General features: G+C 66.7%; 25 protein-coding genes and 1 tRNA gene. 10 read left to right on the forward strand and 16 right to left on the reverse strand.

All coding sequences use genetic code 11. The annotated features are described in order from the left end of the window. Positions 1-48: 48 nt before the first annotated feature. The 4 genes from ACNS88_RS08095 (at position 49) to ACNS88_RS08110 (ending at position 3,762) form a co-directional block, all read left to right on the forward strand. Complete coding sequence (locus ACNS88_RS08095) at positions 49-735, forward strand: DUF4129 domain-containing protein (protein WP_435095575.1); 687 nt, start codon at positions 49-51, stop codon at positions 733-735. Continuing rightward, positions 732-1,523, forward strand: a complete 792-nt coding sequence (locus ACNS88_RS08100; RefSeq protein ID WP_435095578.1) for a DUF7269 family protein — start codon at positions 732-734, stop codon at positions 1,521-1,523. Before ACNS88_RS08095 ends, ACNS88_RS08100 begins: the two co-directional genes overlap by 4 nt. A gap of 89 nt (positions 1,524-1,612) precedes the next feature. Continuing rightward, positions 1,613-3,016, forward strand: a complete 1,404-nt coding sequence (locus ACNS88_RS08105; protein WP_435095581.1) for a DUF58 domain-containing protein — start codon at positions 1,613-1,615, stop codon at positions 3,014-3,016. Further along, positions 3,013-3,762, forward strand: coding sequence for a DUF7519 family protein (locus ACNS88_RS08110; protein ID WP_435095584.1), 750 nt, complete (start codon positions 3,013-3,015; stop codon positions 3,760-3,762). Before ACNS88_RS08105 ends, ACNS88_RS08110 begins: the two co-directional genes overlap by 4 nt. Positions 3,763-3,785: 23 nt before the next feature. Here ACNS88_RS08110 and ACNS88_RS08115 read toward each other — a convergent pair whose 3' ends face one another. Continuing rightward, positions 3,786-4,739 (reverse strand): AAA family ATPase, encoded by a 954-nt coding sequence (locus ACNS88_RS08115; RefSeq protein WP_435095587.1) that lies wholly within the window; start codon positions 4,737-4,739, stop codon positions 3,786-3,788. A 190-nt stretch (positions 4,740-4,929) separates the two neighbouring features. Here ACNS88_RS08115 and ACNS88_RS08120 point away from each other — a divergent pair, with 190 nt between their 5' ends. Beyond that, entirely contained in the window at positions 4,930-5,196 is a 267-nt protein-coding gene (locus tag ACNS88_RS08120; protein WP_435095590.1) for an HAH_0734 family protein, read from the forward strand. A 34-nt stretch (positions 5,197-5,230) separates the two neighbouring features. Here the strand turns inward: ACNS88_RS08120 and ACNS88_RS08125 are convergent, their stop codons facing one another. From ACNS88_RS08125 to ACNS88_RS08135, 3 genes are all read right to left on the reverse strand, one after another. Beyond that, positions 5,231-5,830 (reverse strand): L-threonylcarbamoyladenylate synthase, encoded by a 600-nt coding sequence (locus ACNS88_RS08125; protein WP_435095593.1) that lies wholly within the window; start codon positions 5,828-5,830, stop codon positions 5,231-5,233. A 65-nt stretch (positions 5,831-5,895) separates the two neighbouring features. Next, a complete protein-coding gene (locus ACNS88_RS08130; RefSeq protein ID WP_435095596.1) occupies positions 5,896-6,405 on the reverse strand; it encodes a redoxin domain-containing protein in 510 nt (169 codons plus the stop codon). Position 6,406: 1 nt separating this feature from the next. Further along, complete coding sequence (locus ACNS88_RS08135; RefSeq protein WP_435095599.1) at positions 6,407-6,667, reverse strand: glutathione S-transferase N-terminal domain-containing protein; 261 nt, start codon at positions 6,665-6,667, stop codon at positions 6,407-6,409. A 129-nt stretch (positions 6,668-6,796) separates the two neighbouring features. Between ACNS88_RS08135 and ACNS88_RS08140 the strand changes: the two genes are divergently transcribed. Continuing rightward, complete coding sequence (locus ACNS88_RS08140) at positions 6,797-8,194, forward strand: hemolysin family protein (protein ID WP_435095602.1); 1,398 nt, start codon at positions 6,797-6,799, stop codon at positions 8,192-8,194. A 130-nt stretch (positions 8,195-8,324) separates the two neighbouring features. Here ACNS88_RS08140 and ACNS88_RS08145 read toward each other — a convergent pair whose 3' ends face one another. The 3 genes from ACNS88_RS08145 to ACNS88_RS08155 all read right to left on the reverse strand — a co-directional run bounded on the left by ACNS88_RS08145 (position 8,325) and on the right by ACNS88_RS08155 (position 10,088). Continuing rightward, positions 8,325-9,056 (reverse strand): DUF5781 family protein, encoded by a 732-nt coding sequence (locus tag ACNS88_RS08145; protein ID WP_435095605.1) that lies wholly within the window; start codon positions 9,054-9,056, stop codon positions 8,325-8,327. Positions 9,057-9,166: 110 nt separating this feature from the next. Next, a complete protein-coding gene (locus ACNS88_RS08150; protein WP_435095608.1) occupies positions 9,167-9,886 on the reverse strand; it encodes a queuosine precursor transporter in 720 nt (239 codons plus the stop codon). Continuing rightward, on the reverse strand, positions 9,879-10,088 hold the full coding sequence (locus tag ACNS88_RS08155; protein ID WP_435095611.1) for a ribbon-helix-helix domain-containing protein: 210 nt from the start codon (positions 10,086-10,088) through the stop codon (positions 9,879-9,881). The genes ACNS88_RS08150 and ACNS88_RS08155 overlap by 8 nt, the downstream gene beginning before the upstream one ends. Positions 10,089-10,680: 592 nt before the next feature. Between ACNS88_RS08155 and ACNS88_RS08160 the strand changes: the two genes are divergently transcribed. Both ACNS88_RS08160 and ACNS88_RS08165 read left to right on the forward strand, forming a co-directional pair. Then, complete coding sequence (locus ACNS88_RS08160) at positions 10,681-10,821, forward strand: DUF2080 family transposase-associated protein (RefSeq protein WP_435095614.1); 141 nt, start codon at positions 10,681-10,683, stop codon at positions 10,819-10,821. A 3-nt stretch (positions 10,822-10,824) separates the two neighbouring features. Then, entirely contained in the window at positions 10,825-12,084 is a 1,260-nt protein-coding gene (locus ACNS88_RS08165) for an RNA-guided endonuclease InsQ/TnpB family protein (RefSeq protein WP_435095617.1), read from the forward strand. Between the two features lies 1 nt (position 12,085). Here the strand turns inward: ACNS88_RS08165 and ACNS88_RS08170 are convergent, their stop codons facing one another. Both ACNS88_RS08170 and ACNS88_RS08175 read right to left on the reverse strand, forming a co-directional pair. Then, entirely contained in the window at positions 12,086-14,554 is a 2,469-nt protein-coding gene (locus tag ACNS88_RS08170) for an efflux RND transporter permease subunit (RefSeq protein WP_435095620.1), read from the reverse strand. Then, positions 14,555-16,204, reverse strand: a complete 1,650-nt coding sequence (locus tag ACNS88_RS08175) for a COG1361 S-layer family protein (protein ID WP_435095623.1) — start codon at positions 16,202-16,204, stop codon at positions 14,555-14,557. A gap of 250 nt (positions 16,205-16,454) precedes the next feature. On the opposite strand from ACNS88_RS08175, the gene ACNS88_RS08180 reads away from it, so the two are divergent. Continuing rightward, positions 16,455-17,072 carry a TetR/AcrR family transcriptional regulator gene (locus ACNS88_RS08180; protein ID WP_435095626.1) on the forward strand — a complete coding sequence of 206 codons (618 nt, stop codon included), beginning with the start codon at positions 16,455-16,457 and terminating at the stop codon, positions 17,070-17,072. 911 nt (positions 17,073-17,983) lie between these two features. After that, positions 17,984-18,574, forward strand: coding sequence for a 50S ribosomal protein L15e (locus tag ACNS88_RS08185; protein WP_435095629.1), 591 nt, complete (start codon positions 17,984-17,986; stop codon positions 18,572-18,574). A 174-nt stretch (positions 18,575-18,748) separates the two neighbouring features. Here ACNS88_RS08185 and ggt read toward each other — a convergent pair whose 3' ends face one another. From ggt to ubaA, 7 genes are all read right to left on the reverse strand, one after another. Then, a complete protein-coding gene (gene ggt, locus ACNS88_RS08190; protein ID WP_435095632.1) occupies positions 18,749-20,392 on the reverse strand; it encodes a gamma-glutamyltransferase in 1,644 nt (547 codons plus the stop codon). A gap of 446 nt (positions 20,393-20,838) precedes the next feature. After that, positions 20,839-22,485 carry a thermosome subunit beta gene (gene thsB, locus ACNS88_RS08195; protein ID WP_435095936.1) on the reverse strand — a complete coding sequence of 549 codons (1,647 nt, stop codon included), beginning with the start codon at positions 22,483-22,485 and terminating at the stop codon, positions 20,839-20,841. Between the two features lie 358 nt (positions 22,486-22,843). Continuing rightward, entirely contained in the window at positions 22,844-23,011 is a 168-nt protein-coding gene (locus tag ACNS88_RS08200; protein ID WP_435095635.1) for a hypothetical protein, read from the reverse strand. 250 nt (positions 23,012-23,261) lie between these two features. Then, positions 23,262-23,343: transfer RNA gene (locus tag ACNS88_RS08205), tRNA-Ser, on the reverse strand. Between the two features lie 27 nt (positions 23,344-23,370). Further along, positions 23,371-23,631 (reverse strand): DUF7981 family protein, encoded by a 261-nt coding sequence (locus ACNS88_RS08210; protein WP_435095638.1) that lies wholly within the window; start codon positions 23,629-23,631, stop codon positions 23,371-23,373. Beyond that, a complete protein-coding gene (locus ACNS88_RS08215) occupies positions 23,632-24,012 on the reverse strand; it encodes a Rid family detoxifying hydrolase (protein ID WP_435095641.1) in 381 nt (126 codons plus the stop codon). It abuts the gene before it with no gap. Between the two features lie 187 nt (positions 24,013-24,199). Then, positions 24,200-25,012 carry an SAMP-activating enzyme E1 gene (gene ubaA / locus ACNS88_RS08220; protein WP_435095644.1) on the reverse strand — a complete coding sequence of 271 codons (813 nt, stop codon included), beginning with the start codon at positions 25,010-25,012 and terminating at the stop codon, positions 24,200-24,202. Positions 25,013-25,078: the final 66 nt, after the last annotated feature.

Consider the following 25,078-nt stretch of genomic DNA (forward strand, 5'->3'; position numbering starts at 1 on the left):
GTCGTCGCCGAGTAGCAGCTGTCAGTCCGTCACGTCGTCTCTCGCTTTATGAATCGGTCACAACTTCTGTCGGCGCTGATAGCACTGTTGGCGCTCACGTCGTTGAGCGTCGCGTCAACAACGCTGGAGACAAGCCTGACGACCGATCCGGACGACGAGATAAACCCGGACTGGGACAGCCTGCCGATAGGTGAGGATGACGCGTCCGCGATTCAGGAGTCCATCGAGAGCGGCGGCGGGGAGGGCGACGGTGGGTCCGCTAGCGGTTCCGTCGACGGCGCGGGCTCCGCGGTCGACGAACCCTCGCTCTTCGACCGCCTGATCGCGTTGTTGAGTCAACTTTTCCGTCTCCTCCTCCCGATTGTGGCGGTTCTGACGGCGGCTGCGCTGGCGTATCGGTACCGGGACGTTCTGGCCGACTTCTTCGGGCGCGACTCCCGAACGACGTCTGCCACCAAACCGCGATCGGCGGCTGGACACTGGCCCGGGGCGAGCCCCGAACACGACGTGGATCGGGCCTGGGTGGAGGTGGTACGCCGGCTGAATCCGGATCGGCCAGAGACGACGACCCCGGACGAGTGCCGGGCGCTCGCTCGCGTTCGAGGCGTCGATCGCGACGCCGTCGAGTCGATCGTCTCCGCGTTCGAGCATGTGCACTACGGCGGATGTTCGGTCGACACGGAGGTCGACCGGGCTCGCGAAGGGCTCCGCGCGCTGGAGGGCGGTGTGAAATGACCGACCGAACCGCTGCTCGCGATCCCGCGACCGTCGCGACCGACGCGAGCGACTCGACCGACCCGAACGATGCGGATACACACCGAGTCGGCGCCGGGGGGCTGCTCGCCCGCCTCGGTCGGGTGGCCCGCGCCCTCCTTCTCCTGGTGGGGGTCGCGACGCTCGGTGTCGGACTGCTCGTCGCCTTCGATCCGGAGACGGAGGGCGTGCTCCGAATCGACGCGGCGATCGAAGCCCTCGGGAGCGACTACGTGGTGCTGGCAGTGCTCGGCCTTCTGGCGGTCGGGCTCGCGTTGCTCCTCGTCGCGGCGCGGCGTGTCCGCGGCGTCAGTGAGGCGACACCGCCGGCCGTCGAGGGCGTCCTGACGGCGACGTATCCCGGTGCGTCGTTCGACCGCACCGGCGGTGGGCGACTGAGTCGGTTCCTCTCCACTCAGTCGGCAACCGACCGTCGCCATCGGCTCCGGGAGGCGGCACTCCGGGCGACGATGCGCGCGGAGAGTTGTTCGCGGACCGACGCCGGACGTCGCGTCGACGATGGCACTTGGACGAGCGACCCTGTCGCCGCATCCTACCTTTCCGCGTCGGGACGCGGCGTCCTGGGCGGTACCCGCAGCGGCGATCCGGCCGACCGAACCGTTGACGCCATCCTGGCGAAGACGACCGGTGAGAGATCGGTGGCCCGGGATAGTGATCGGGCCGGGGGCGAGGACGTAGCTGAGGACACCGACCGAGCCTCGGACCACCACTCGGACGGGCGGTCGACAACGCGGGAGGCGGTCCAGTGACGCCCGGTATCGCCACGCTCCGTCACTGGCTCGATAGTTCGGGGCCTCCCGAACGGACCGCGGTCGACGGGAGACCCCAACGGGGCTCTGTGGCTAGAACCGACGGCGGGGTCACAGCCGAACCAGCGTCCGATACGAACCGGCCGTCATCAGTTCGGTCGACCGGTCGCTGGCGGGGGATCGCCGCTGTCGCGCTTCTCGCGGTGGCGATCGGCGTCCTCGCGAAACGACCCTCGCTGTTGCTGGTCGGCGCTCTCGCCGGCGCGTACGCCGCCTATCCGCGTCTCACCGCGATTCCCGACCCCGATATGTCCATCCGACGGGAAATAGATCCGGCGTCGCCGGCGGACGAGGAGCAGGTGTCCGTGCGGACGACGATCACGAACGAGGGGGACGGGGTGCTCGCAGACGTCCGGATCGTCGACGGAACCCCACCGATGCTCTCGGTTTCGGACGGATCGCCGCGGTGTGCGACGGCGTTGCTCCCGGGTGGCGAGGTGACGATACGCTACGAGCTCCGGGCGCGCCCCGGTCGCCACGTGTTCCAGCCGACGACTGTGCTCTGCCGCGACGCAAGCGGGTCGGTTGAAGTCGAACGCTCACTCACCGCGGCGAGTTCCTTCGACTGTGCAGGAGAGGTCCCGACCGTCCCGCTGCGCGCACAGAACGGTCACCATCCGGGTCCGCTGGTCACTGACGACGGGGGCGAGGGGATCGAGTTCCACTCTGTCGAGAAGTATCAGCGCGGGGACCCCGCGAACCGAATCGACTGGCGGCGATACGCGCGGACGGGCGAACTCACCTCATTGACCTTCCGCACCGAACGGCTCGCAGAGGTGATGGTGTGCGTGGACGCACGACCGGCGTCGTATCGGGCCGCGGATACGAACGACCCCCACGCGGTCGCGCTCGCCGTCGACGCCGCCGACCGCATCGGCGACGCCCTGTTCGACGCGAACCACCGGGTCGGCCTAGCCGGGTTCGGACGGCGCGTCTGCGTGCTTCCGGCCCGGAGCGGCCGTGATCACGTCAGCCGATTCCGCCGGCGGCTGGCGACGGATCCGGCCTTCATGCTGGATCCCCCGGAAACGGCGCGCACGGCCGACCGTGAGGGCGGGGCAGCCCCGTCCCGACTTGCCACTGGTGACGGCCCGAACGGCGATGGCCCGGGTGCCGACGGGGCCGTACCGGTCGACACCCAGCTGTCCAGAATTCGGGCCGAGTTCGGGGCGAACACACAGGTCGTGTTGATCACGCCGCTGTGTGACGACGAGGCTTCCCGCATCGCCCAACGGCTCGAGAGCGGTGGAACCGCCGTTACGGTCGTCAGTCCGGACGTCACCACGACGGAGACCACGGGCGGGCGGCTCGCCCGAATGGAGCGGTCGCATCGGCTGAGCGTGCTACGGAACGCGGGTATTCCCGTCGTCGACTGGACACCCACCCAACCGCTGGGTGCAGCGATGACGGTCATCGAGGGGAGGGGCCGATGACGGCGCCCGATAAGATGCGGTCGACGACGGTGCCTGACGGGACAACCGCTCGGTTCGTTCGCCGACCGGCGGTCGCGAGCAGCGTCGTTGCCCTTGCTGCCGGCGGCGTCGCCGTGGCGCTCGTCGCCGACACGACCCTCCAGCGGGAGATCCTTCGGCTGGCCGTCGTCGGCGTCCTCGCCTTCGGGATCGGCGGACGACTCGTTCGTCGCGGCGGGACGGCCCTCGGGGCTCTGGGTGCGCTGGTCGCGATCGGTGGGGGTCTCGTCGTTCTCGTCGCGGTGGGACAGGCGGCCACGCAGCCCTCACAGGTCACCCACCGGATCGAGTTTATCCCCGGGATCGTGGGTCTGTGGACGCTCTCAGCGGCGCTTACGCCGGTTCGGTTCCAGTGGAGCCGGGCCCTGATAGACGTCGGTACCGGCTTCGTGTTCCTCGGCGTGCTCGTGACGGGGGTGACACAGGGGGTGGGAACCACCGCGCTCCTGCTCGCGACGCTCGCGACGATCCTCGCATGGGACGCGGCCGAGAACGCGGTATCCGTCGGCGGGCAGATCGGCGTTCAGCGCGGCGCGAGGACCGTTCGGGCCGAACTCGCTCACGTGGGGGTCACCGCGAGCGTCGGCGTGGGTGCCATCGCGGTCGTGCTCGGAGTGGTCCGTCTCGGCATCGACGGCCTCCCGTTCGGCGCGCTCGTCGCGCTCGTCGTCGGCAGCGTGATTCTGGTCCTCGGATCCAACCGGTAGCCCACGTTCGTCGGTCGTGGCACTCAGGCGCGCAGCTGCGGCACCGGCATCTTCGAGAGGATGTCGTCGACGATCTCCGTCGTTGAGACGCCAGAAACGCGCGCGTCGGGAGTCACCACTATCCGGTGGGACAACACGGGCGGTGCCATCGCCTTCACGTCGTCCGGCGTCGCGTAGGTCCGACCCATAAGCGCGGCGTGAGTTCGCACGACCTCGAAGAACCGCTGGATACCCCGCGGCGACACGCCCGTGTTCACGCGCTCGTCCGTTCGCGTCGCGCGGGCGACGTCGACGAGATACTGCCGAACGTCGTTCTCTACGCGGACCGACTCCGGAACGCGTCGGAGCTGCGTGAGCGTGTCGAGTGAGCAGACCGTCCGGACCGATGGCGAAGAGGCCGTGCGACCTGCGCGGCGGTCGATCAGTTCGAGCTCGCCGGCTCGGTCGGGGTAGCCGAGGCTGGTCTTGACGATGAATCGGTCCTTCTGGGCAGCCGGGAGCTCGAAGGTCCCGTCCATCTCGACGGGATTCTGCGTGGCGATGACGACGAACGGGTCGGGAAGCGGATGCGTCTCGCCGTCGACGGTGACCTGCCCTTCCTCCATCGCCTCCAGGAGCGCCGCCTGGGTCTTCGGCGGGGCCCGGTTGATCTCGTCTGCGAGCACGATGTTCGCGAACACCGGCCCGGGCTGGAACTCGAAGTTCCGGGTTTTCTCGTCGAAGATGTTCGAGCCAATGACGTCAGACGGCAGCAGGTCGGGGGTGAACTGAATGCGCGAAAAGGAGATGTCGACCGCGTCCGCGAACGACCGAGCCGTGAGCGTCTTTCCGGTTCCCGGAACGTCTTCGAGCAGGACGTGGCCGTCGGAGAGCAACCCGATGAGAACCGTCTTCAGCGTCGACCGCTCGGTGACCACGGCCGCGGCGATCCCATCGAGGATTTCGTCACTTCGTCGCTGCACAGTCGCAGGGTCCATACCGATCGGATGAGCATCGGCCCGTTGGTTATAGCCCCGATAAACGTGGGTTTGGTCAGCGTAACCCGCTGGTTCGGTCGAGCGTGTGGTGTCGTCCCACGTGGATTCTCCCAAGCGGTCTCATCGGTTTTCGAGGCGGTCGATCCGCCGTACCGAAGCGATTAAGCACGGAACCCGCAAACGAGAGAATATGCAACACCTCATCATTCGCGGCGACCCCGAGATCCGGCGGGACGCGGTGATCGAGTACGAGGGCGAAGAGCTGGTGTGTTTCGGAATCAACGTACAGGGCGGCTGGCACGGCCCGGACGAGCCCCAGCTCTGGTGTACCGTCGGCACCGAAGACGAGCGCGATGCCTACGACAGACGCGAGTACGTTCCGCACTGGCTCGACGTCGACACGGTCGACGCCGAGGACCTCGACGTGATCAAAGCGAAGGGCGAGCTGTCGGTCTAGCAGCGCCGTACTTTCTGCGTTTTCGACTCCGTTTCTACACCGGCGGGTCGTCCAGCCACGCCTCGATCGCACCGGCCATCGCGCCGCGGCGATGGATCGTCCTCGTCTCTGGGTCGACAACCGTGCTCTCGGTGCCCGGCGTCTCGCCGTCGTCGATCACGACGGCGACCCCCTCGCGGATCCGGTCGTCGAGATCGTCGGGGCGCGTGACGCTTCCGCGCCCGGAGACGTTCGCGCTGGTCGCGGTGAGCGGCCCGGTTTCCCGGAGCAGGTCGCGGGCGACCGTATGGTCGGGTACGCGGATCCCGACCCGGTCCCGTCCGGCGGTGAGCGCGTCCGGGACCGTGTCGCTGCGCTCGACGACGACGGTCACGGGCCCGGGGAGGAACGCTCGGGCGAACGAGACTGCGAACTCGGTCGGCTGGGTGTGCCGGAGCGCGGCGTCGACGCTCGACACGCCGAGCGAGAGCGGGTTCGAGCGCTCTCTGCCTTTTAAATCGAACACCCGTTCGACGGCGACGGGATCGAGCGCGTCGCCGCCGAGCCCGTACACCGTCTCCGTCGGGTAGACCACCACGTCGCCGTCCGCGACCGCCTCGGCCGCTCGTCGGAGGGTGTCGCTGTCGTTCGTCACAGGAACGTGTTCGTGGCGGTCGTGAAAAAGGATACCGAGTGGGGGGCCGAGGAAACCTTCCGCGGTCAGTCGACGAGCCGGTCGACCGCGTCGTCGATCGCTTCGGTGTCGGGGAACTCGGGGTGTTCGCTCGCGACCCACGCGAACTCGACGGTGCGGTCGGCGTCGAGGAGGAAGACGGCCGGTCGGGACTCGGTGATCCCGGCCATGCCGTCGATGTCGTGTGCGAGGCCGTACTCCTCGATCACGCCCGCGCCGGGGTCAGAGAAGATCCGGACGCCGTCCGCGCGCTCGGCGAGCAGGCGCTTGTGGGCGTACGGCGTGGAGATGGAGAGCCCGAGCACGTCGAGGTCGTCGGCCCAGCCGTGGTCGTCGACGGTGTTGTATAGGTACGTCCCCTGGAAGGCGCCGTCCATCGGGTGGAACAACAGGAGCGTCGGCCCGTCGACGACCTCGCTCAGCGCGCGGTCCTCCCAGTACTCGTCGTCGACGAGCGGCCGGGTGAAGTCGGGCGCCGTGTCGCCCTCGGCAACGTGGTCCGTCTCGGGCAGAGAGACGACGTCGAAGTCGACCATCTCAGGCCCCTCCCTCGTCGTAGGTTCCCTGCAGGTACTCCACGATGTTCGCGCTCTCGGACATCGTCACGCCCGTCTCGGGGTCGACGATGGCGGGGACGCTGCGCGCGCCGGAGACGCGCTTGACGACGTTGCGCTCGGAGTGCATCGGCTCGACGTACCGCGATCGGTACTCCAGATCCAGTTCGTTCAGGGTGCGGACGACCCGCTCACAGAAGGGGCACGCCTGCAGTCGATACAGGGTGATCGGTGATTCGCTCATACCTCGCTGTTCGCCGGCGAGACGGGTAATCGTGTCGACGGCGGGACTCCGAGCACGCGTCGCTGCGAACTCCGCTCCGGGTATCCGAAGGGAACGCTTTAATCGCGGGGCGACGGAACACAAATGAATATGGGCTTGTCGTCTAGCGTGCCGGTGGCCGATCTCCTCCAGATACCGATCCCCGGCGACGGCGTCGTGACCGCTCTCGGCGTCGCTGCGATCCTCTTTTTGGTTGGGCTGTCGGCGTTCTTCTCGTCGTCGGAGATCGCGATGTTCTCGCTACCGCAACACCGCGTCGACAGCCTTGTCGACGAGGGCGTACCGGGGGCAGAGACGATCCACGACATGAAACAGAACCCTCATCGCCTGTTGGTGACGATCCTCGTCGGCAACAACATCGCCAACGTGGCGATGACCTCCATCGCGACCGCGCTGTTCGCGATCTACCTCTCGCGGGGGCAGTCCGTGCTGGCGACTACGTTCGGTATCACGACGCTCGTGTTGATCTTCGGCGAGAGCGCGCCGAAGTCGTACGCCGTCGAGAACACCGAATCGTGGGCGCTCCGGATCGCGCGCCCGCTGAAGGCCTCGGAATACGCGCTGTACCCGCTCGTGGTCCTGTTCGACTACATCGTCAAGGGCGTCAACAGCATCATCGGCGGCTCGGCCGCCATCGAGTCGACGTACGTCACCCGCGACGAGATTCAGGACATCATCGAGACGGGCGAGCGCGAGGGCGTCATCGAAGAGGAGGAACGAGAGATGCTCGACCGCATCTTCCGCTTCAACAACACCATCGCCAAGGAGGTGATGACGCCCCGTCTCGACGTCACCGCGGTCGCGAAGGAGTCCTCGGTCGAGGAGGCGATCGAGACGTGCATCCAGGCCGACCACGAGCGCGTCCCCGTCTACGAGGGGAACCTCGACAACATCATCGGCGTGGTGAACGTTCGCGATCTGGTGCGCGAGCTGCGCTATTCCGAGGGAGAGCCCTCACTGGAGCGCGTCGTGAAGCCGACGCTGCACGTCCCCGAGTCGAAGAACGCCGACGAACTGCTCGCGGAGATGCAGGACAACCGCCTCCAGATGGTTACCGTCATCGACGAGTTCGGAACCACGGAGGGGATCATCACCTTAGAGGACATGGTCGAGGAGATCGTCGGCGAGATCCTGGAAGGCGACGAGGAGGCCCCGGTGGAGTTCCTCGAGGAGAACGTCGCCGTCGTCAGGGGCGAGGTGAACATCGACGAGGTCAACGAGATGCTCGGGATCGATCTCCCCGAGGGCGAGGAGTTTGAGACGCTCGCCGGCTTCGTGTTCAACCGCGCCGGCCGCCTCGTCGAGGAGGGCGAGGAGATCGAGTTCGACGAGATCCGGATCCGGATCGAGCGCGTGGACAACACCCGGATCATGTCCGCGCGGGTCACCGTGCTTGACGGCACAGAAGAGTCGGACGGCTCGGGCCACGTCGCCGACGCGCCGGAGTCGGGCTCCGAAACAGGTGTCACCCCGAACGACGCCGAGTAACAGCGGTGGCGATCTGCGGGCGTGCGGGGAGCTTTTCCGAAGAATCCGTCGAGCAGTCGTCGCTGACCGCCGTCTCGCTTCTCTACAGGCGTCGTCGCCGAATCGACTATCCGCTCACTGTTTCGCTTTTTCAGATCGCGTACGCGCGAGCGGCCGCGACGAGCGCCTTCCGGTAGTCGCTCTCGGAGGGGTCGGGCCCGAGCGCGAGGAACCGCTGCTTGAACGCGTCGATGTCGACGGCGTCGGTGTCGCTGCCGGCCGCGCGCGCGAGGTCGTAGATGCGGTGGTCCGGGCCGGCGATGTCGTGGCGCTCGATCAGAGCGAGTGCGAACGCGGCGTTGACGGCGGTGATCTCCGGGTCGGCACCGCCCGTGACCGGTGGGGAGCCGTCCCGCGAGACCCCGGGACGGTCGGCGACGGCGGCCGCGAGCGTCGATTCGAGGAACCCGAGGAGCTTGGTCGCGGGCGCGACGGAGAGTGTGATGTCGTCGGCGTAGATGTCCTTCATGTGGTTCGCGATCTGGTAGCAGTGCGCGAGCTTCCGCCGTTCCACCTGCTCGCCGGAGAGTCCGAGGTACAGCGCCTCTTCGGTGGACTGGACGTGGGAGGCGTGGCCCTCCTCGTAGCGGGCCATGTGCGAGAGCTCGTGAACGGCCAGCTCGCGGGCCATCGCGCTGGTGGCGGCGCGCTTCGAGACGTTGAGGACGTGGTAGCCGTCGTAGTGGCCGGCCCACGTCCGCTCGTCGGGGTCCTCGCGCACCTTTACGTGGACGGGGTCGGCGAGGGAACACTCGGTCTCGAATAGGTCGGCGGCACCGAGAAACGGGTCGGGGGGGACATCCCCCTGCACGCGGAGATCCATGCGTACAGTTCACACGGGCGCGTCGGGTAAGTCTCTTGCGCCCGTCGCGGACCGGCGGGGACGAATTGCTTCGTTGCGACGGGTTGCGGAGCCGGAACGGGCCGGCTCCTTCACTCGTTGCGGACCGCGCCGACGACGAGGTAGACGATCGGGGTGTCGAGGACGGCGATCGCGAGCTTGAGGAGGTACTGACCGAGCCCGAGCGCGAGGAGGACGCTCCCCGGAAGCGGGGTCCCGACGCCGAGTAGAGTCGGTGCGACGGAGAAGGCGACGCCGACGAAGATCGCGGTGTCGATGGCCTGACTGCTGGCGGTCGACGCGAGGTTGCGCAGCCACAGCTTGTCGCGGCCGGTGCGGTCGCGGATCGCGTGGAAGACGAACACGTCCCAGTTCTGGCTTACGACGTACGCGAGCAGGCTCCCGGCGACAATGTTGGCCGCGGGGCCGAGGGCCGTGTCGAAGGCAGCGGCGGTCTCGGGGTCGATCCCGGGCGCGGCGAGGGTGGACCAGACGAGCGCGAGCACGAGGAAGTTCGCGAGGAAGGCGACGTTGACGACCACCTGCGTGGCGCGGCGGCCGTAGAGTTCGGCGTAGCAGTCGGACGCGAGGAACGTGAGCGCGTAGGCGAGCGCGGCGCCCGGCAGGACGATCTCGGGGCCGACCACCGGGAGCGCGACCGGGAGCGGTAAGGCGATCACCTTCGCAGCGGTGAGCTGCGCGGTGGCGAGCGCGACGACGAACAGCGTGATCAGCCCGACGGCCACCACCGCGGACCGGTCCAGCGGGTCGACCGCGAAGGGGCCGTCGGCGGCCGCGGAGCGGCTACTCATCGCTCGCCTCGTCGCGACGGGCGGGGTCGGAGTCGCCGTCGAGTCGGCCGTGGCGCGCGTCGATCTCGTCGAGGAGGTCGAGCGTCTTGCGGACGGACGCGCGGACGGCGTCGCTGCGGTTCACGAACTTCCCGTCGTCGCCGACGTGGTCGTCGAGGTCCTCGAGGAGCTCGCCCGGGATCTCGACGCTTATCTTTGGCATACCGACCCGTCTCCCCCGAATTTATAAGAGCGTTCTTATTTGGAGATGCTCTCGAGAATATCACTTATATATGCGTCGGCACGGTGTGACCGCTTTGCCGCCGTCGATTCGGACCGTCTCGTCGCCGTCAATCGACCCCTTGCGGGCCGCGCGAACGCGACGTGTGCCTCGCGGGTCGATCGCGGCGTGCCGACGCCCCGGAACGCGGAGCGTCGGTTCGGGGGAACGCGGCGCGGCCGGACGCGACCCCCTACCTGAGGCGGTGGCGTCGTCGGCGCTTCGCGCCGACTGCAAACGAGAGGTTCGCTCTCGTCCTGCGTCCGGCCGCGCCACGTGAGAAACTACGCGTTCCACGGTCTTGACGCCCTTGCAGGTGGGCGTCGTGAGCGCACGAACGCCGCGGTCGGCGATTAGCTGAATGCAGGGCGCTAAGCCCCCTCCCTCAAGGAGCCCCGCAGTCCGCACCAGCGGACAGGGAGCGCAGTAGGGAGGGGATACAGCGCCGTCATCATCTTGCATTCACTGTTCTGTTGCAGGCCCACAGGCCCACGAACCGATACATTTATGTTGAAATAATGTATAAACACTATTGATGGATAGACACGAAATCGAAGGTCACGAAGTCATCGAGGGTGAGGTGAAACCCACCGGAAACGGCGCGCACGTCCTCGTTCCCAAAGACTGGCGTGGCGCAGACGTGAAAATCGTCCGCACATCAGACCCGACTGGGTAACCAATGCACTACGCCTACAGGTTCCGACTCGATCCAACTGCACAACAGCGTGAGCTGTTGGATCACCACCGAGATACCTGTAGGCAACTCTACAACCACGCCCTCAACGAGTTTGAACAAATCCCCAAATCAGCAGGCACACTCAATCAACGAGTCCGACAAGTCCGCGACCAACTCACCGACCTCAAAGACTGGTGGGACGAGCTGAATAACCTGTACTCAACGGTCGCACAAGCCGCTGTCATGCGAATCGAGGACAGCATCAAAGCACTGTCGGAGTTGAAACAGCGGGGATACGACGTTGGCAGTCTCAACTGGAAATCCCCGAAAGACTTCCGCAGTTTCACCTACGTCCAGTCTGGCTTCAAGTTCGACAATAAGAACGGTCAGACTGTCCTTTCACTCTCGAAACTCGCGGATATTCCGATTGAGTGCCACCGAGATATCCCGGACGAGGAGACCGTCAAAGAAGTCACGCTCAAAAAAGAACCAACTGGAGAGTGGTACGCCTCTCTCGCCGTTGACGACAAAGATGAACCGCCCAAACCGTCGCTGGAGGATATTGACGCCGACGAGATGGTCGGGATCGATGTGGGCATCCTGAAGTACGTCCACGATACAGACGGCACAGCAGTCGAATCACTCGACCTCTCGGAAGAACGCGACAGACTCGAACAGGAGCAACGAACCCTCTCGCGCAAAGAGCATGGATCGAACAACTGGGAGAAGCAACGTCAACGTGTTGCCGAATGCCACCAGCAAATCAAGCGCAAGCGGCGTGATTTCCTACACAAGCTCTCGACCTACTACGCCCAGGAGTACGAGCTGGTCGCCGTCGAAGACCTCGATGTGAAAAGGATGCTCGAATCGCCGCGAAACAGCCGCAACACGGCGTCAGCGGCGTGGGGAAACTTCGCTGAGATGCTCGAATACAAGTGCAAACGCGAAGGTGCGCACTTCGTGGAGGTTGGCCCTGACGGCACCACCAAAGAGTGCGCTCAGTGTGGCGTCGAAACCGACAAACCGCTGTGGGTGCGTGAACACTCGTGTCCGGCCTGTGGTTTCGAGGTGGACAGAGACGCAAACGCAGCATGGAACGTTCTTTCTCGCGGACTTGCAGAACTAGGAGTGGGTCACTCCGAAGTAACGCCTGTGGAGACTGCGTTCCCTATGGACACTGTAGTTGTGTCTGCAAAGCGCGTCGTAGAACCAGGAAGCCCCTGCCTCAAGGAGTCGCCAACGGCGACGAGTAGGCAGGGGTAGTTCACGTGTCCCGGGCCCGGCCGACGAGGGGCGCGCCGGTCTGGTACCGGTCCCACAGGAACAGCGCCGGCGGCAGCGCGATCACCGAGAGCCCGAACGAGTAGAGCACGCTCAACGCGATTAGCAGCCCGAAGTTCCCGAGGACGGGCGTGATCGCCAGACCGAGCGCGCCCGTCCCGAGCGCGGTCGTAAGCATGCTGCCGGTGAGCGCGCCGCCGGTCCCGGTCAGGGTCGTTCGGAGCGCGGTGGCGACGTCGTTTCCCTCCTTGTACTCGTCGATGAAGCGGGCCGTGATGTGGACCGAGTACGCGATCCCGATCCCGATCGCGATAGAGAGGATCGTCGCCGTCAGGGCGTTGAGCGGGAGTCCGAACAGCCGCATCGTGCCCACCAGGGAGGCGACGGCGACGATGATCGGGAACACGTTTACGATCCCGAGAAGCGGCATTCCCTCTAAGACTCCGTAGGTCACGACGAGGAAGACGGCGGTCAACACCACCGCGAGGAAGAGCCCCTGAATCGCCGACTCGAAGATGATCGCCGTGATCGCGTCGAAGATCACGATCTGGCCGGTCGCGGTCGCCGCGTAGCGGAACCGGCTCGCTTGTTCGGCCCCGTCCGCGGCGATCTCCCCCTGCGTCGCGCCGCTCTCGACGGTGTACTCGATCTGGGCACCGCGGCGGTCGTCGGTGAGGTACTGCGAGGCCCGCGGCTCCGCCGGCGAGTCCAGCAGCGCGTCGTAGATCCGGTCGAGGTTGCGGTCAGGGATCCCGTTCCCGTCCCGGTCGTTGCGGGCGACGAGCGCCGCGAACTCCGGGTCGGACCGCGCGTGCGACTGAATCACGGTCACGATGCTGGTCGCTTCGGCCCGACCGCCGTCGCCGACCGCGAGCGTTCCCGGCGGGTCGTCGTTGGGGGCGGCGAGCGCCTCCAACGCGTGGTCCGCCTCGAAGGGCCCCTCCACGAATATCGTCAGCGAGGCGTCTTGGCTCGCTTCGAAGTTGTCCTCGAGCAGGCTCAGCGTCGACGTCACTGTGTACTCGCCGGGCGCGAACGGCTCGGGGATGTACTCGACGTACCCCGGCTCCTCTTCGGGCGGGAGGAAGTCCTCCTGCTCGAACGTCGTGTCGACGCCGGCGCCGTACGCGCCCAACCCCGCGGAGGCGACGAGCAGGACGACGACGAACAGCGCCGGCGCGCGCTTGCCGACGGTCACCGAGACGGAGAGCAGCCGTCCGAGCGCTGACCCCTCCGAGGCGATCGGGGTCGAGCCGAACTCGGGGACGCCGTAGCGCTCGCGGAGCCGGTCCAGCTCAAGCTTCGCCGCCGGGAGGAACAGCCCGAAGATCAGGAAGGTGAAGATGATCCCGACCGCCGAGACGAGCCCGAGGTTCCGGATCGGGTCGAGGTCGGACGCCACGTTGGCGCCGAACCCGAACACCGCCGTCACGGTGACGATGACGAAGGCGATCGCCAGCTGATTCGCGGCGATCCGCATCGCGTGGATCGCGTCGTACCCCTTCACCGTCTCCTCCCGGTAGCGGTTGATGAAGTGGATCCCGAAGTCGACGCCGACCGCCAACAGCAACACCGGAACGGCGATCTGTTGCTGGTCGAACGGGATGCCCGTGAACCCGAGGAACCCGAACGTCCAGACGATCGTCATCAGGAGGGCGAACAACCCGAGCGCCAGATCGATCGGGTCGCGGTACGCGACCGCGAGGAACCCTAACAGGAGCAACACCACGATGGGCATCACGATGAGCAGCGAGTCGGCGATGATGTTCCCCGTCTCCGCGTTGATGATCCCGCTGCCGAACACGCGGATGTCAGCCGGCTCGTCCCCGGCGAGCGTCTTGATGTCGGTCTGGATCCCCTGGAGGTCGTCGAACCCCCGCGGAACGTCGTGGGTGATCACGGTCACGGTCGTCGACGCCGACGCGTCGTTCGGGTTGAAGTCGTCTGAGACGACCGCGGCGAACCGCTGGTTCTCCGCTAGCCGCCGGACGGTCCGACGGATCTCCGCGTCGGTCGCGGACTGCACCGCCCGCCGCTGGGCGGTCGGCGTGTCGGCGGTCGGGTCGAGCGTCTGTGCGACGATCGTCGCGGGACCGTTCGCCGACGCCACCCGCAGGTCCTCGCGCTCGTCGATGCGCTCCAGCAGCCGGAGCATAGTGAGCAGCTCCTGGCGGTCGAGGACGTTCGTCCCGTCGTGGATCAGCTGCGTGCTCGCCGTGTCCGCCGCGAACGGGTCCTCGAACTCGGTCTCGATCGCGTCGAGCGCCTCCTGTTCGGGGAGGTCCTCGGCGAACCCCGCCGTCGCGTCGGTCTGCGTCTCGACGGCGGTCATTCCGCCGGCGAAGACGGCGGTCGCGACGAGGAACAGCGCGATGACGACGCGCGGTCGCGTCACGATCAGCTCGTTGAGCCGACTGACCTCCGATTCGACCCACTGGCCGGCTCGACTCATCTACGTCCTCTGATACGCGTAGGCGCCGACTCCGAGCACGAGGAGGACGAGCAGGACGCCGAGCGCAAGTCCGATCGGGAACCCGCCCTCGCTCGAAACGACGGTGATCGGGATCCGCGTCGTGTCCGAGAGCTGGCTGTTGCCGTTCGAGTCGTCGTACCGGAAGTCGAACGAGACCGGGTACGTCTTCGCCGTGGCCGAGCCCGACGCCTCTAGGTCAAAGGTCAGTGTCGTCGACTCGCCCGGGGCGAGCTCGTCGACGAACCCCTCGTCGTCGCTGCTGTCGAGCGGGTCGTCCGCGAACAGCCGCGCCTCGACGTCGGTGACGGGCTCGTCGAGGTTGTTCGTCACCGTCACCTCGAGCGAGCGTCCCTCGCCGGTCTCGATCTCGCGGTCGTCGACCTCCAGCAGGAACTGGTCGCGCTCCGGCTGCACCTCGTAGAGCAGCTCGAGGTCCTGGTACGCCCGCGGTTCGAGGTCCGCGTTCCGGTACCGGACCGCGATGTCGGCCGTGCGGTCGACCGCCTTCGCCTCGCCGCCGATCTCGATCGGGAGCCGGAACTCGGCGGACTCGCCCGGTGCGAGCGTCCCGACCGCGACGCTGCGCTCGATCGGAATCACGTTCTGGGACTGCCCGGCAAGCTGCACCACGACGTTGCGAGCCTCGTTCGGCCCCTCGTTCGTCAGCGTTCCGGTGACCGCGCCTTCCTCGCCGACGTAGAGGTCCGACTCGACGTCGGTGACCGCGAACCGCTGTTCCGCGCCGGGGGTCACCCCGACCGAGATGCTCTCGTCCACGCGCTGGTACCCGTCGCTCGTCTCGAACGCGACGGTGCCGCTCAGGGCGTACTCGCGGACGGGTGCGCCGGGCGCGAAGCCGACCTCGTAGCGCACGGTGGCGGTCTCGCCGGGGGCGAGCTCGTCGATCCGCGCCGCGTCGCTGGCGCGCTCGCCGAACCCGAGTCCGCCGCTCGACGACTCCAACGCGACGGTCGCGTCGCGGGCGACGTCGGCGCCGACGTTCTCGATCTCCGCCTCGAGCGTCCCCTCGCCGCCGACGTTCGCGTCGGTGGTCGCGTTCACGACCCGGAAGCGAGCGTCCTCGGAGATATCGACTTCGACCGATCGGGTGACGGTCTCTTGCCGGTCGATGGTGACGCCGCCCGACTGCTGGTAGGTGTACGAGTACTCCAGCTCGACGTCGATCTCGTAGGTCCCTTGGTCGACGCCTTCGGGCACACTCACCGCGATTGGCGCCTCGCCGGGTCGGCTCTCGATCACCGAGCCGATCGCGAGGGTGTCGGTCTCGACCGTCAGCGGGGTGTCGTCGGCGGTGGCGGTCACGCGAACGTTTCGCGCAGTGGTGACGATCTCGCGGGTCTGTGCGGTGCCGAGGTCCATGTCGCCGTCGTTCGAAATCTGGAGGGCGAGCTCGTTCGTTCGCCCGGGCGTGAGCGTCGCGCTCGGGGCCGTCACGCTGAGATCGGGGGTGCCCCGGACGAGTTGGAGCGGCGTTCCGCCCCCGTCGTCACTCGGCGCCGACACGGCGGCCGCGTTCGCCGTCGGCGCCGCCCCCGCGACGAATCCGGCCGTTCCGCTCGTCACCAACGCCAGTACCACGACCACGACGAGAACTGTGTTCCGTTTCATGCTGAATCGACCGTCGCCGCGACACCTCGCGCCCGCGCGCCGGTGGCCCCACGGCCACTCGGCTTGCGGGCGCCGTTCCCGCCCGAACGCGTCCGATTCGCTCGCGTTCGGCCGGGCGACGTCGCCGCGCGAATCACACCGATAAATGAACTCGCGAATGCATAACGTCTTTGTTTTTGGGTTCGTAGCCACGGTTGATGGACCGACAGCACGAGCGCGACGTCACCGACTCGATCGGCGTGAGAGAGCGATGAGCGGATTTTCCGAGGCGGAGCGCGAACAGATCCGGGCGGAGCTCGTCGCGGCCGGCCGGGAGCTCTTCGAGCGGTTCGGCTTCGAGCGCACGCGCGTGAAAGACGTGACCGAAGCGGTCGGGATCGGCACGAGCACCTTCTACCGCTTCTTCGACTCGAAAGAGGCGTTGTACGTGGAGGTGTTACGCGCCGAGCGCGAGGCGCTGGAGGCGCGCATCGCCGAGGCCGTGGCCGAGGTCGACACCCCGCGCGAGGAGGTCCGCGCGCTCTTACAGACGACCTTCCGGGAGGTGCGGGCGAACCCGCTCATCTCCACGCTGATCGTCGACGGGGAACTGCGGGCGCTCCAGGACCGGCTCGCCGACGCTGACGGCGCGGCGGGGTCGATCGGGCCGGCGGCGCGGGACTCGGAGCTCCCGTTCGCCAAGCGGTGGGCCGCGCTCGACGGCTTCCGGTACGACGACCCGGAGCTGATCAACGAGCTGTTCTACGCTCTCGTGTTCGTCGCGCGCTCGCGGAACGCCCCCATCGGCGCGAACGACGACGCCGCCTACGAGCGCGTCGAGACGGCCTTGATCGAGACGATCGTCGACGGGCTGTTCGTCGACGGCTGAGCCCAGCCGATGCGCGAGTCGGTTTCGTCCCCGCGCTTCCGTCGTCGTCGTTGTCGCCGCCGACACCATCGTCGCTATCGCCACCGCGTCCGGAAGTAGTTAAAAAGGCCCACACTGCCGGGGGCCGAGGCTTAACGACATCGCGTCGCTACCAATAGTTGCCGATGGAGAACAGCACCATCGGCGATGCGCAAGCGGTACTCGTCACCGACAGTGTGTCCCTCTCCCTGTGGGATGCGCTCGCGACCCGCCCGCCGCCCGTGAGTGACCTATCGCGGCGCGTCCCGCGGTCAGCCCCATCCGTGGGAGCGCGCCGGAATCACGCGTCGGACTAGCCATTTCGAACGTCCGGCTCGGAATCGGTCGAGCGAGCCGCGTCGATCGCGTCGTCCGCCGTGGTCGCACCGACCGATCGTCCTCTTTGTCGCACACGCGCAGATCTACCGGACACCCAGTTCGACACGGATTGACACGGACTGACCGGTCTCGCCCTGGCCTTGGAGTACGCCCGCGAACACGTGGAGCGATCGGTGGTCGAACCGCGGCCCGCGAACGGGCGTTTTTGCCGATAGAAGGGTTATCCTCGCTGCGCTCCGGCCGGTCGTCGGGGAACGACCCGCGGTGGGACACGACGCAGTCATCATGTAGACGGGAATTCGATCGCGATCATACCCCCGTTTGGGCGATCCACCGCCACTGCCCCCCCGCGTGCCACCCTCACCCACGCGAACGCCGTAGCGAAGCGGTTAAGGGCGAACCGCGGGAAGTACGGGCAACTCGCTGGTGCGGACACAGCGGGCACTCGCCGCCGGAGCCGGCCTCGACGCCACGGTAGTCGTCGACGCCGCGCTCCGGGACGAGACGACATGTGGCCGCTTCGCGGCTGAATCGCAACCGTCCGCGGACAACATATGGCACGAAGTTTCTACTCGCACATCAAGGAGGCATGGCGGTCCCCCAAGGAGGGGAAACTGGCGGAGCTGCAGTGGCAGCGCAAACAGGAGTGGCGCAACGAGGGCGCCATCGAGCGCATCGAGCGCCCCACTCGCCTGGACAAGGCCCGCGAGCTGGGCTACAAGGCGAAGCAGGGCGTCATCGTCGCCCGCGTGAGCGTCCGCAAGGGCGGCTCGCGCAAGCAGCGACACAAAGCGGGTCGTCGCTCGAAGCGGCAGGGCGTCAACCGGCTCTCGCGCCGCAAGTCGATCCAGCGCATCTCGGAGGAGCGGGCCTCCCGTAAGTACCGGAACCTCCGCGTGCTCAACTCCTACTGGGTCGGTGAGGACGGCTCCCAGAAGTGGCACGAAGTGATTCTCGTGGACCCCGCCCACCCCGCGATCGAGAACGACGACGATCTCGGCTGGATCGCCTCCGACGACCACAAGGGGCGCGCCTTCCGCGGGCTCACCTCCGCCGGCACGAAGGGCCGCGGCCAGCGTACGCGCGGAAAGGGCACGGAGAAGACCCGCCCGAGCGTCACCGGCAACGACCGCCAGGGCAAGTAGGCCCGCCGCGGTTCCGACCGACTTCTCTTCGGTTATACAGAATCAAGACGAATACCTGGGGCTTGAGCCCGAGGCGATTCACCAGCCGCGTAGTGGGTATTCCGATATTGTCGAGTAGACCGGAGTGCAGTGCTCAAACCGTCCTGCCCGATACGCTCTCAGAGAGCAGCCCGTTTAGTAACCGATTGCGGCCCCATCACCCCGCGGGTCCGCGCCGCCTTCGAGCGTGCCGTCCTCATGGATCCGGATCGCCGCGGCGTGGCCCATCGTGTCATCGAAGCGGCGAGCCATCGTGACCGGCTGCCCCCGTCGTTGGAGTTCAGTGATAACGCCGTCTGGAATCCCGCCTTCGAGCGAGAGCGATCGGGATTCGGTGCCCCACGTCCGACCGAACAGCCAGCGTGGGGCTTCGATGGCCTCCTGGACATCGTAGCCGAAGTCGACGATGCGAGAGACGAGCGCGGCCTGCGTCTGGGGCTGACCCTCTCCACCCATCGTCCCGTAGACGAGCCACGGTTCTCCGTCGCGTGTCAGCAGCGACGGAATGAGGGTGTGAAAGGTTCGCTTGCCCGGTTCGAGACTGTTGATATGGTCAGCGTCAAGTGAGAAGAACGAACCGCGGTTCTGCGGGACGATACCGGTGTCTCCTGCGATCATGCCGCTGCCGAAATCGTAGTAAATCGACTGGATCATCGAGACCGCGAGTCCATCGTCGTCGACGACCGAGAGATAACAGGTGTCGCCGCCCGGGTCCTGCGGCTGTGGCGTCACCCCGTCGGGTGCCATCCCCGGTTCGACAGCCGCCGGAAGCGCGCTGTCGGACTCGATCAGTCCCCGTCGCTCGTCGAGGTACGACGCCGACAACAACGCCTCTGCGGGAAGGTCGACCGTATCGGGATCGGTCACCCACGCATCGCGGTCGGCGAAGGCGACCTTGACGGCCTCGGCCATATGGTGGTAGTAATCGGCGGTGCCGTCGCCCCACGAGTCGACGTCGAAGCCGTCGAGCAGGCCGAGGATCTGGAGTGCGGCGATCCCCTGTGTGTTCGGTGGAAACGAGTAGGCAGTGACATCCCGGTAGTCGACGCTGAGCGGGTCGACCCGCTCAGCGGTGTACGCGTCGAAATCCGCCGTCGACAGCGGCGACTCCTCGCCGAGCCCCTCACAGAACCCCTCGGCAACCGATCCCTCGTAGAATCCCTCGCGTGGCCCCGACTCCGCGATGGTTTCGAGGGAGTCGGCGAGATCCGGCTGTCGAAGGACCTCACCCGGTTCCGGAGCCGTACCCTGGGTGAGGAACGTGTTCGCCGCAGTCGACTGCTCGCCCAGCACGTCGGTGTCGAGAGCGATCCAGCGGGTGAAGTCGTCGGTCATCGCAAACCCCTCGCGGGCGTGGGTGACGGCGTCCTCGAACAGCCGATCCCACGGCAGTTTGCCGTGTTTCTCGTGGGCGAGCCGCCAGCCGTCGACGGCTCCCGGCACGGTCAGTGCCGAGGCGCTCCCGCGGTCGGGGATCTCGTCGTACCCGAGTTCCTCGTAGTAGTCGCGGGTCGCCTGTTGCCCAGCGGGACCGCTGGCGTTGATACCCTCGACAGCGTCGTCACCGTCGGCGATCAGCCAGAAGCCGTCGCCGCCCAGTCCGGCCATGTGTGGATAGACTACACAGAGTGTCGCGTTGGCCGCGATAGCCGCGTCGACCGCTGAACCGCCGTCCCGGAGGATGTCGATCCCCGTACTGCTCGCAAGGTAGTGGGGGCTCGTCACGAGTCCATGCTGTGCTCTCGTCGGTGGCCGTCCGGTTCGTGTTTGATCGTACATACTGCGTCTCTAGTACCGTTCTTTGGTGTCTCTTCGTCTATAGGTTTGTACATCGGTACTAATTGACCGTGTTCACAGCAACGCTACTCACGTCTCGGCGGCCCGCTTCGCCCGGTCGCGTCGACTCAAGGCGATGACAAACAGACGGCCCGAGGCGGGGAACACCGCTCGGGCGAAATCCGCGGTGAACAGTGCGCGGCTACTCCCGGCGAACTCCGAAAGCGACACCGACACCGACCGTCGACACCGGAACCTCAACGAGCCAAATGGCGGCCGGAATCGGGGTCGATCGCTCGTGGGTGTGGACGATTGACAGAGCCGAAAAACGAAAGCGGGGGAGGGGGAACGCGAGCGTGCGTATTCGAACGACGATGCGAGGTCTGAACGAGACGTCTATGCGAGGTCTGAACGAGACGTCTCGGGAGTGTGTGTGACCTAGCGAGTGGTTACATCGCACCGCCCATGCCGCCCATGCTGCCCATACCGCCGGCGGGGGCGCCGCCCTCGTCGCCGTCGCCGGCGGTCGAGAGATCGCCCGCGGAGATGATGTCGTCGATTTTTAACACGAGGTTCGCGGCCTCGGCGGCGGAGGCGATCGCCTGCTCCTTCGCGTGGGCCGTCTCGACGACGCCGGCCTCGGTCGTGTTCACGACCTCGCCGGCGAAGACGTCGAGTCCGGCTTCAGTGTCGCCGGCCTCGTGGGCCGCGCGCAGGTCGACGAGCAGGTCGATGGCGTCGAGCCCGGCGTTCTCGGCGAGCACGCGCGGGATCAGTTCGAGCGAGTCAGCGAACGCCTCGACGGCGAGCTGCTCGCGTCCCTCGACCGAGTCGGCGTAGTCGCGCAGCCGGCGGGCGAGTTCGACCTCGATGGCGCCGCCGCCGGGGAGCGTGCGCCCGTCGGAGACGGTCGTCGAGACCACGTCGATGGCGTCCTGGATGCCGCGTTCGAGCTCGTCGACGACGTGTTCGGTGGTGCCGTACAGCAGGAGGGTGACGCCGTGGGCGTCCTCGCCCTCGACGTGGAACAGCTCCTCCTCGACGTCGCGGCTGACCGTGCCGACCGCGAGGTCGTCGGCCGTGAGCGAGTCGAGGTCGCTGACGATGGGCGCGCCGAGCACGTTCTTGAGGAAGCTCAGGTCGGACTTCTTCGTCCGGCGGACCGCTAAGATTCCCTCCTTCGCGAGGTAGTGCTGCGCGAGGTCGTCGATCCCCTTCTGACAGAAGACCACGTCCGCGCCCGACTCGACGATCGCGTCGACTTTGTCGCGGAGCTGCTTTTCTTCCTGATCGAGGAAGCGCTGGAGCTGGTCGGGGGACTCGACGTTGACTGCGGTGTCCACGTCGGCCTCCTCGACTTCGATCGGGTCGTTGAGGAGGAGGACGTTCGCGTCCTCGAAGTCGGTCGGCATGTCCTCATGGACCGGGTCCTTGTCGATGACGGCGCCCGAGAGCAGTCGGGACTCGCCGGCCGCGCGACCGGTGCGCGTCTCGATGTTGAGGTTCGCTAGGTCGACGACGTGCGAGCCGTCGTCGGCCTCGACGGTGACGCCCTGGATCGCGCGGACGACGAGGTCGGCGAGCGTGTCCTTGTCGAGCTCTGCGCCCTTGCCGGTCATCGACGTCTCGGCGACGTTTTTCAGGGTCTCGGTGTCGTCGGGGTCGACACGCGTGGCGACCTCGTCGACCTGCTCGCGGGCGTACTCGCTCGCGAGGTTGAATCCCTTGATGACGGCTGTCGGGTGGATGTCCTGCTCGAGGAGGTCCTCGGCGTTCTTGAGGAGCTCACCCGCGATGGCGACCGCGCTCGTCGTGCCGTCGCCGGCCTCGTCCTCCTGGGTCTCGGCGACTTCGACGATCATCTCGGCGGTCGGGTTGTCGATGTCCATCGTCTGCAGGATGGTGACGCCATCATTCGTGATGGTGACGCCGCCTGTCGAGTCGACGAGCATCTTGTCCATCCCTTTCGGCCCGAGCGTCGAGCGTACCGACTCGGCGACGCCGCGTGCCGCGGAGATGTTGTACTCCTGTGCGTCTTTATCCTTGACGCGCTGGGCGTCGTCGCCCATGATGATCATCGGCTGACCCTGCTGCATTCGCTGACTCATACACTGTTTGATTGATTGTGATTCTATATAAATGTGTCGTTGAGCGGCGTTCGGTCGCGGTCGTCGACACCCGAGATGTCGATGGAAAAACCGCCGGACCATACGGCCCTCAGGCGATATTTATGTGTATAGTTACCACGCGACTGTATCGCGATCGAACATCCTCATCTGGTGCGTTTATATATTGAGAGTGGTACACATGGAATCCGGCTCCCGCGTTTCAGGCGTCGCTGTCGGGCCGTCGACATCGAGCCGTCGCTATCGAACGCTGTGACTACGGATCAACGTTTGACTCTCAGTACGGCTGTCTGCAGAGAACGGAAAAGCGGGGGTCGGCCGCGGGCGGTCACCGATCGAGTTCGTCGGTCTCGGTGAGGTACTCCGAGTCGACCTCATCGAGCGTCGGTTCCGGCGGTTCGTCGGCGGCGTCGAGCTCGCGTCGGTTGAGGTGACTCTCTAACTGCCGCCGCTTGTTTCTCCCTTTCCGCTCGCGACCTGATTTTGTGTCTGGCATCGTCATCCGTGCCAACACTACCCACACTAATGAGTCTTGTGTCAGCGTGCGTGACTATCTATGGCTCGGCCGAACGGCGTCGCTGCGCGAAGACCGAGTACGAGACCCCGGAAAACCGCCAGACGACGCCGGACTCACTCGTCGCTCCGCTCCTCGTTCGTTGTTACGACAGCAAAACGCCAGGAGAGGGATTTGAACCCCAGTCGTTCCGCTCGCTCCGCTCCTCGCTCGTTGTTGCGACAGCGAAAGACGCCAGGAGAGGGATTTGAACCCCCGATCCCAGAAGGGAACACGCTTTCCAGGCGTGCGCCTTACCACTCGGCCATCCTGGCTCGGTCTGAGATAAATCGGTGGGACTGTTAAGTCCTTCTTTTCGTGTGGAGTCGATGTTCGATCGCGTACGCGATCCCGCCGGACGCGACGGCGATCGCACCCGCGAGCGCGAACAGTCCGGTGTACCCGAGGGGGAGATCGCCGTCGAGAAGCAGGTATCCCTGCGCGGCCACCAGGAACGCGAATCCGCCGACGAGTCCCCACAGAGCGGCTGACCACGCTCTCGTCCGTCGGGTCGCGGGGACGCCGGCCGGGTCAGCGGCCCCCTCGACGGAGTCGTCGGCCATCTACTCGACGACGGCGACGGCCTCGATCTCCACGCCGACGCCTTTCGGGAGCGCGCCGGCCTGCACGGCCGACCGAGCCGGTGGCGACGCCTCGAAGTAGCCCGCGTACGTCTCGTTCATCTCGTCGAAGTCGTCGATATCGGCGAGGAACACGGTCGTTTTGAGCACGTCTACCGGCTCAGCACCCGCCTCGTCGAGTACGGCCACGAGGTTGTCGAGGGCCCGCTCGGTCTGTTCGGCGATCGGTGCGTCGTCGAGGAGATCGCCGTCGGGCGTCAGCGGGATCTGTCCGGCGGTGAAGACGAGGTCGCCGTTCGTCGTCGCTTGGCTGTACGCGCCGACCGCCGCGGGGGCCGCGTCGGTGTGGACCGTCTCTTTCATACGCGTTCGTCTTCGCCGGGCGCCCCTAAAGTGACCGGGGAACGCGATCGCTCTCCGGGTGACGCCGCGCTCCCGCGACCACCGCGGTGGTGTGTTCGCTCCGGCTTCGTCGAGGACGAATCCGCCGGAACCGCGGGAGCGCCGACGCCGAACCGGTCGCTGTGAGTCCGCAGGGCTTGTGACGCTATCAGTCCGCGTCGACGCGACACCCGCCCGAGTAATCGATTCCCTCGATCGTTTCGATGCCGTCGTCGCCACACACCGGGCAGTCGGGGTTGCGCTGGTACGGCACGGACTCGAAGCTCATGTCCATCGCATCGTAAAAGAGGACGCGCCCCTCGAGCGTCTCGCCCGCGTCGAGCAGGAGCTTGATCGCCTCGGTCGCCTGAATGCAGCCGACCGTGCCGGGCAGGACGCCGAGCACGCCCGTCGTCGCGCAGTCGGGAACCGTCCCCGGCTCGGGCGCCTCCGGGAACAGACACCGGTAGCAGGGGCCGTCGGGAACGAGCGTCGTCGCCTGCCCCTCGAACTTGTAGATGGCGCCGTGAACGACGGGGAGCCCCTCGATCCGGGCCGCGTCGTTGACGACGTACCGGGTCCGGAAGTTGTCCGCGCAGTCGACGACGAGGTCGTAGCCGGCGAGCAGATCGCGGACGTTCTCCTCGTCGAGCCGCGTCTCGTGGGTCGCCACGTCGATGTCGGGGTTGAGTCGATCGACGTACCGGGCCGCCGACTCGACTTTCGGCTCGCCCACGTCGGCGTCGCCGTGAATCACCTGTCGCTGGAGGTTCGAGCGCTCGACGACGTCGTCGTCGACAACCCCGATTGTGCCGACCCCTGCGGCCGCGAGGTACTGGATGACCGGCGCGCCGAGCCCGCCGGCGCCGACCACGAGCGCGTTCGCGTCGAGCAGCCGCTTTTGGCCCTCCGGGCCGACCTCGTCCATGATCACGTGTCTGGAGTACCGGTCGAGCTGGTCGGCGTCGAGCGAGAGACTCATGCGTCACCGTGGGTGGTGAGCCGGTATAATCGTGTTCCCGACGGGACGCGAGGTCGACCGTCGCGA

Source organism: Halorubrum shenae (assembly GCF_051194165.1).
GTDB lineage: Archaea > Halobacteriota > Halobacteria > Halobacteriales > Haloferacaceae > Halorubrum.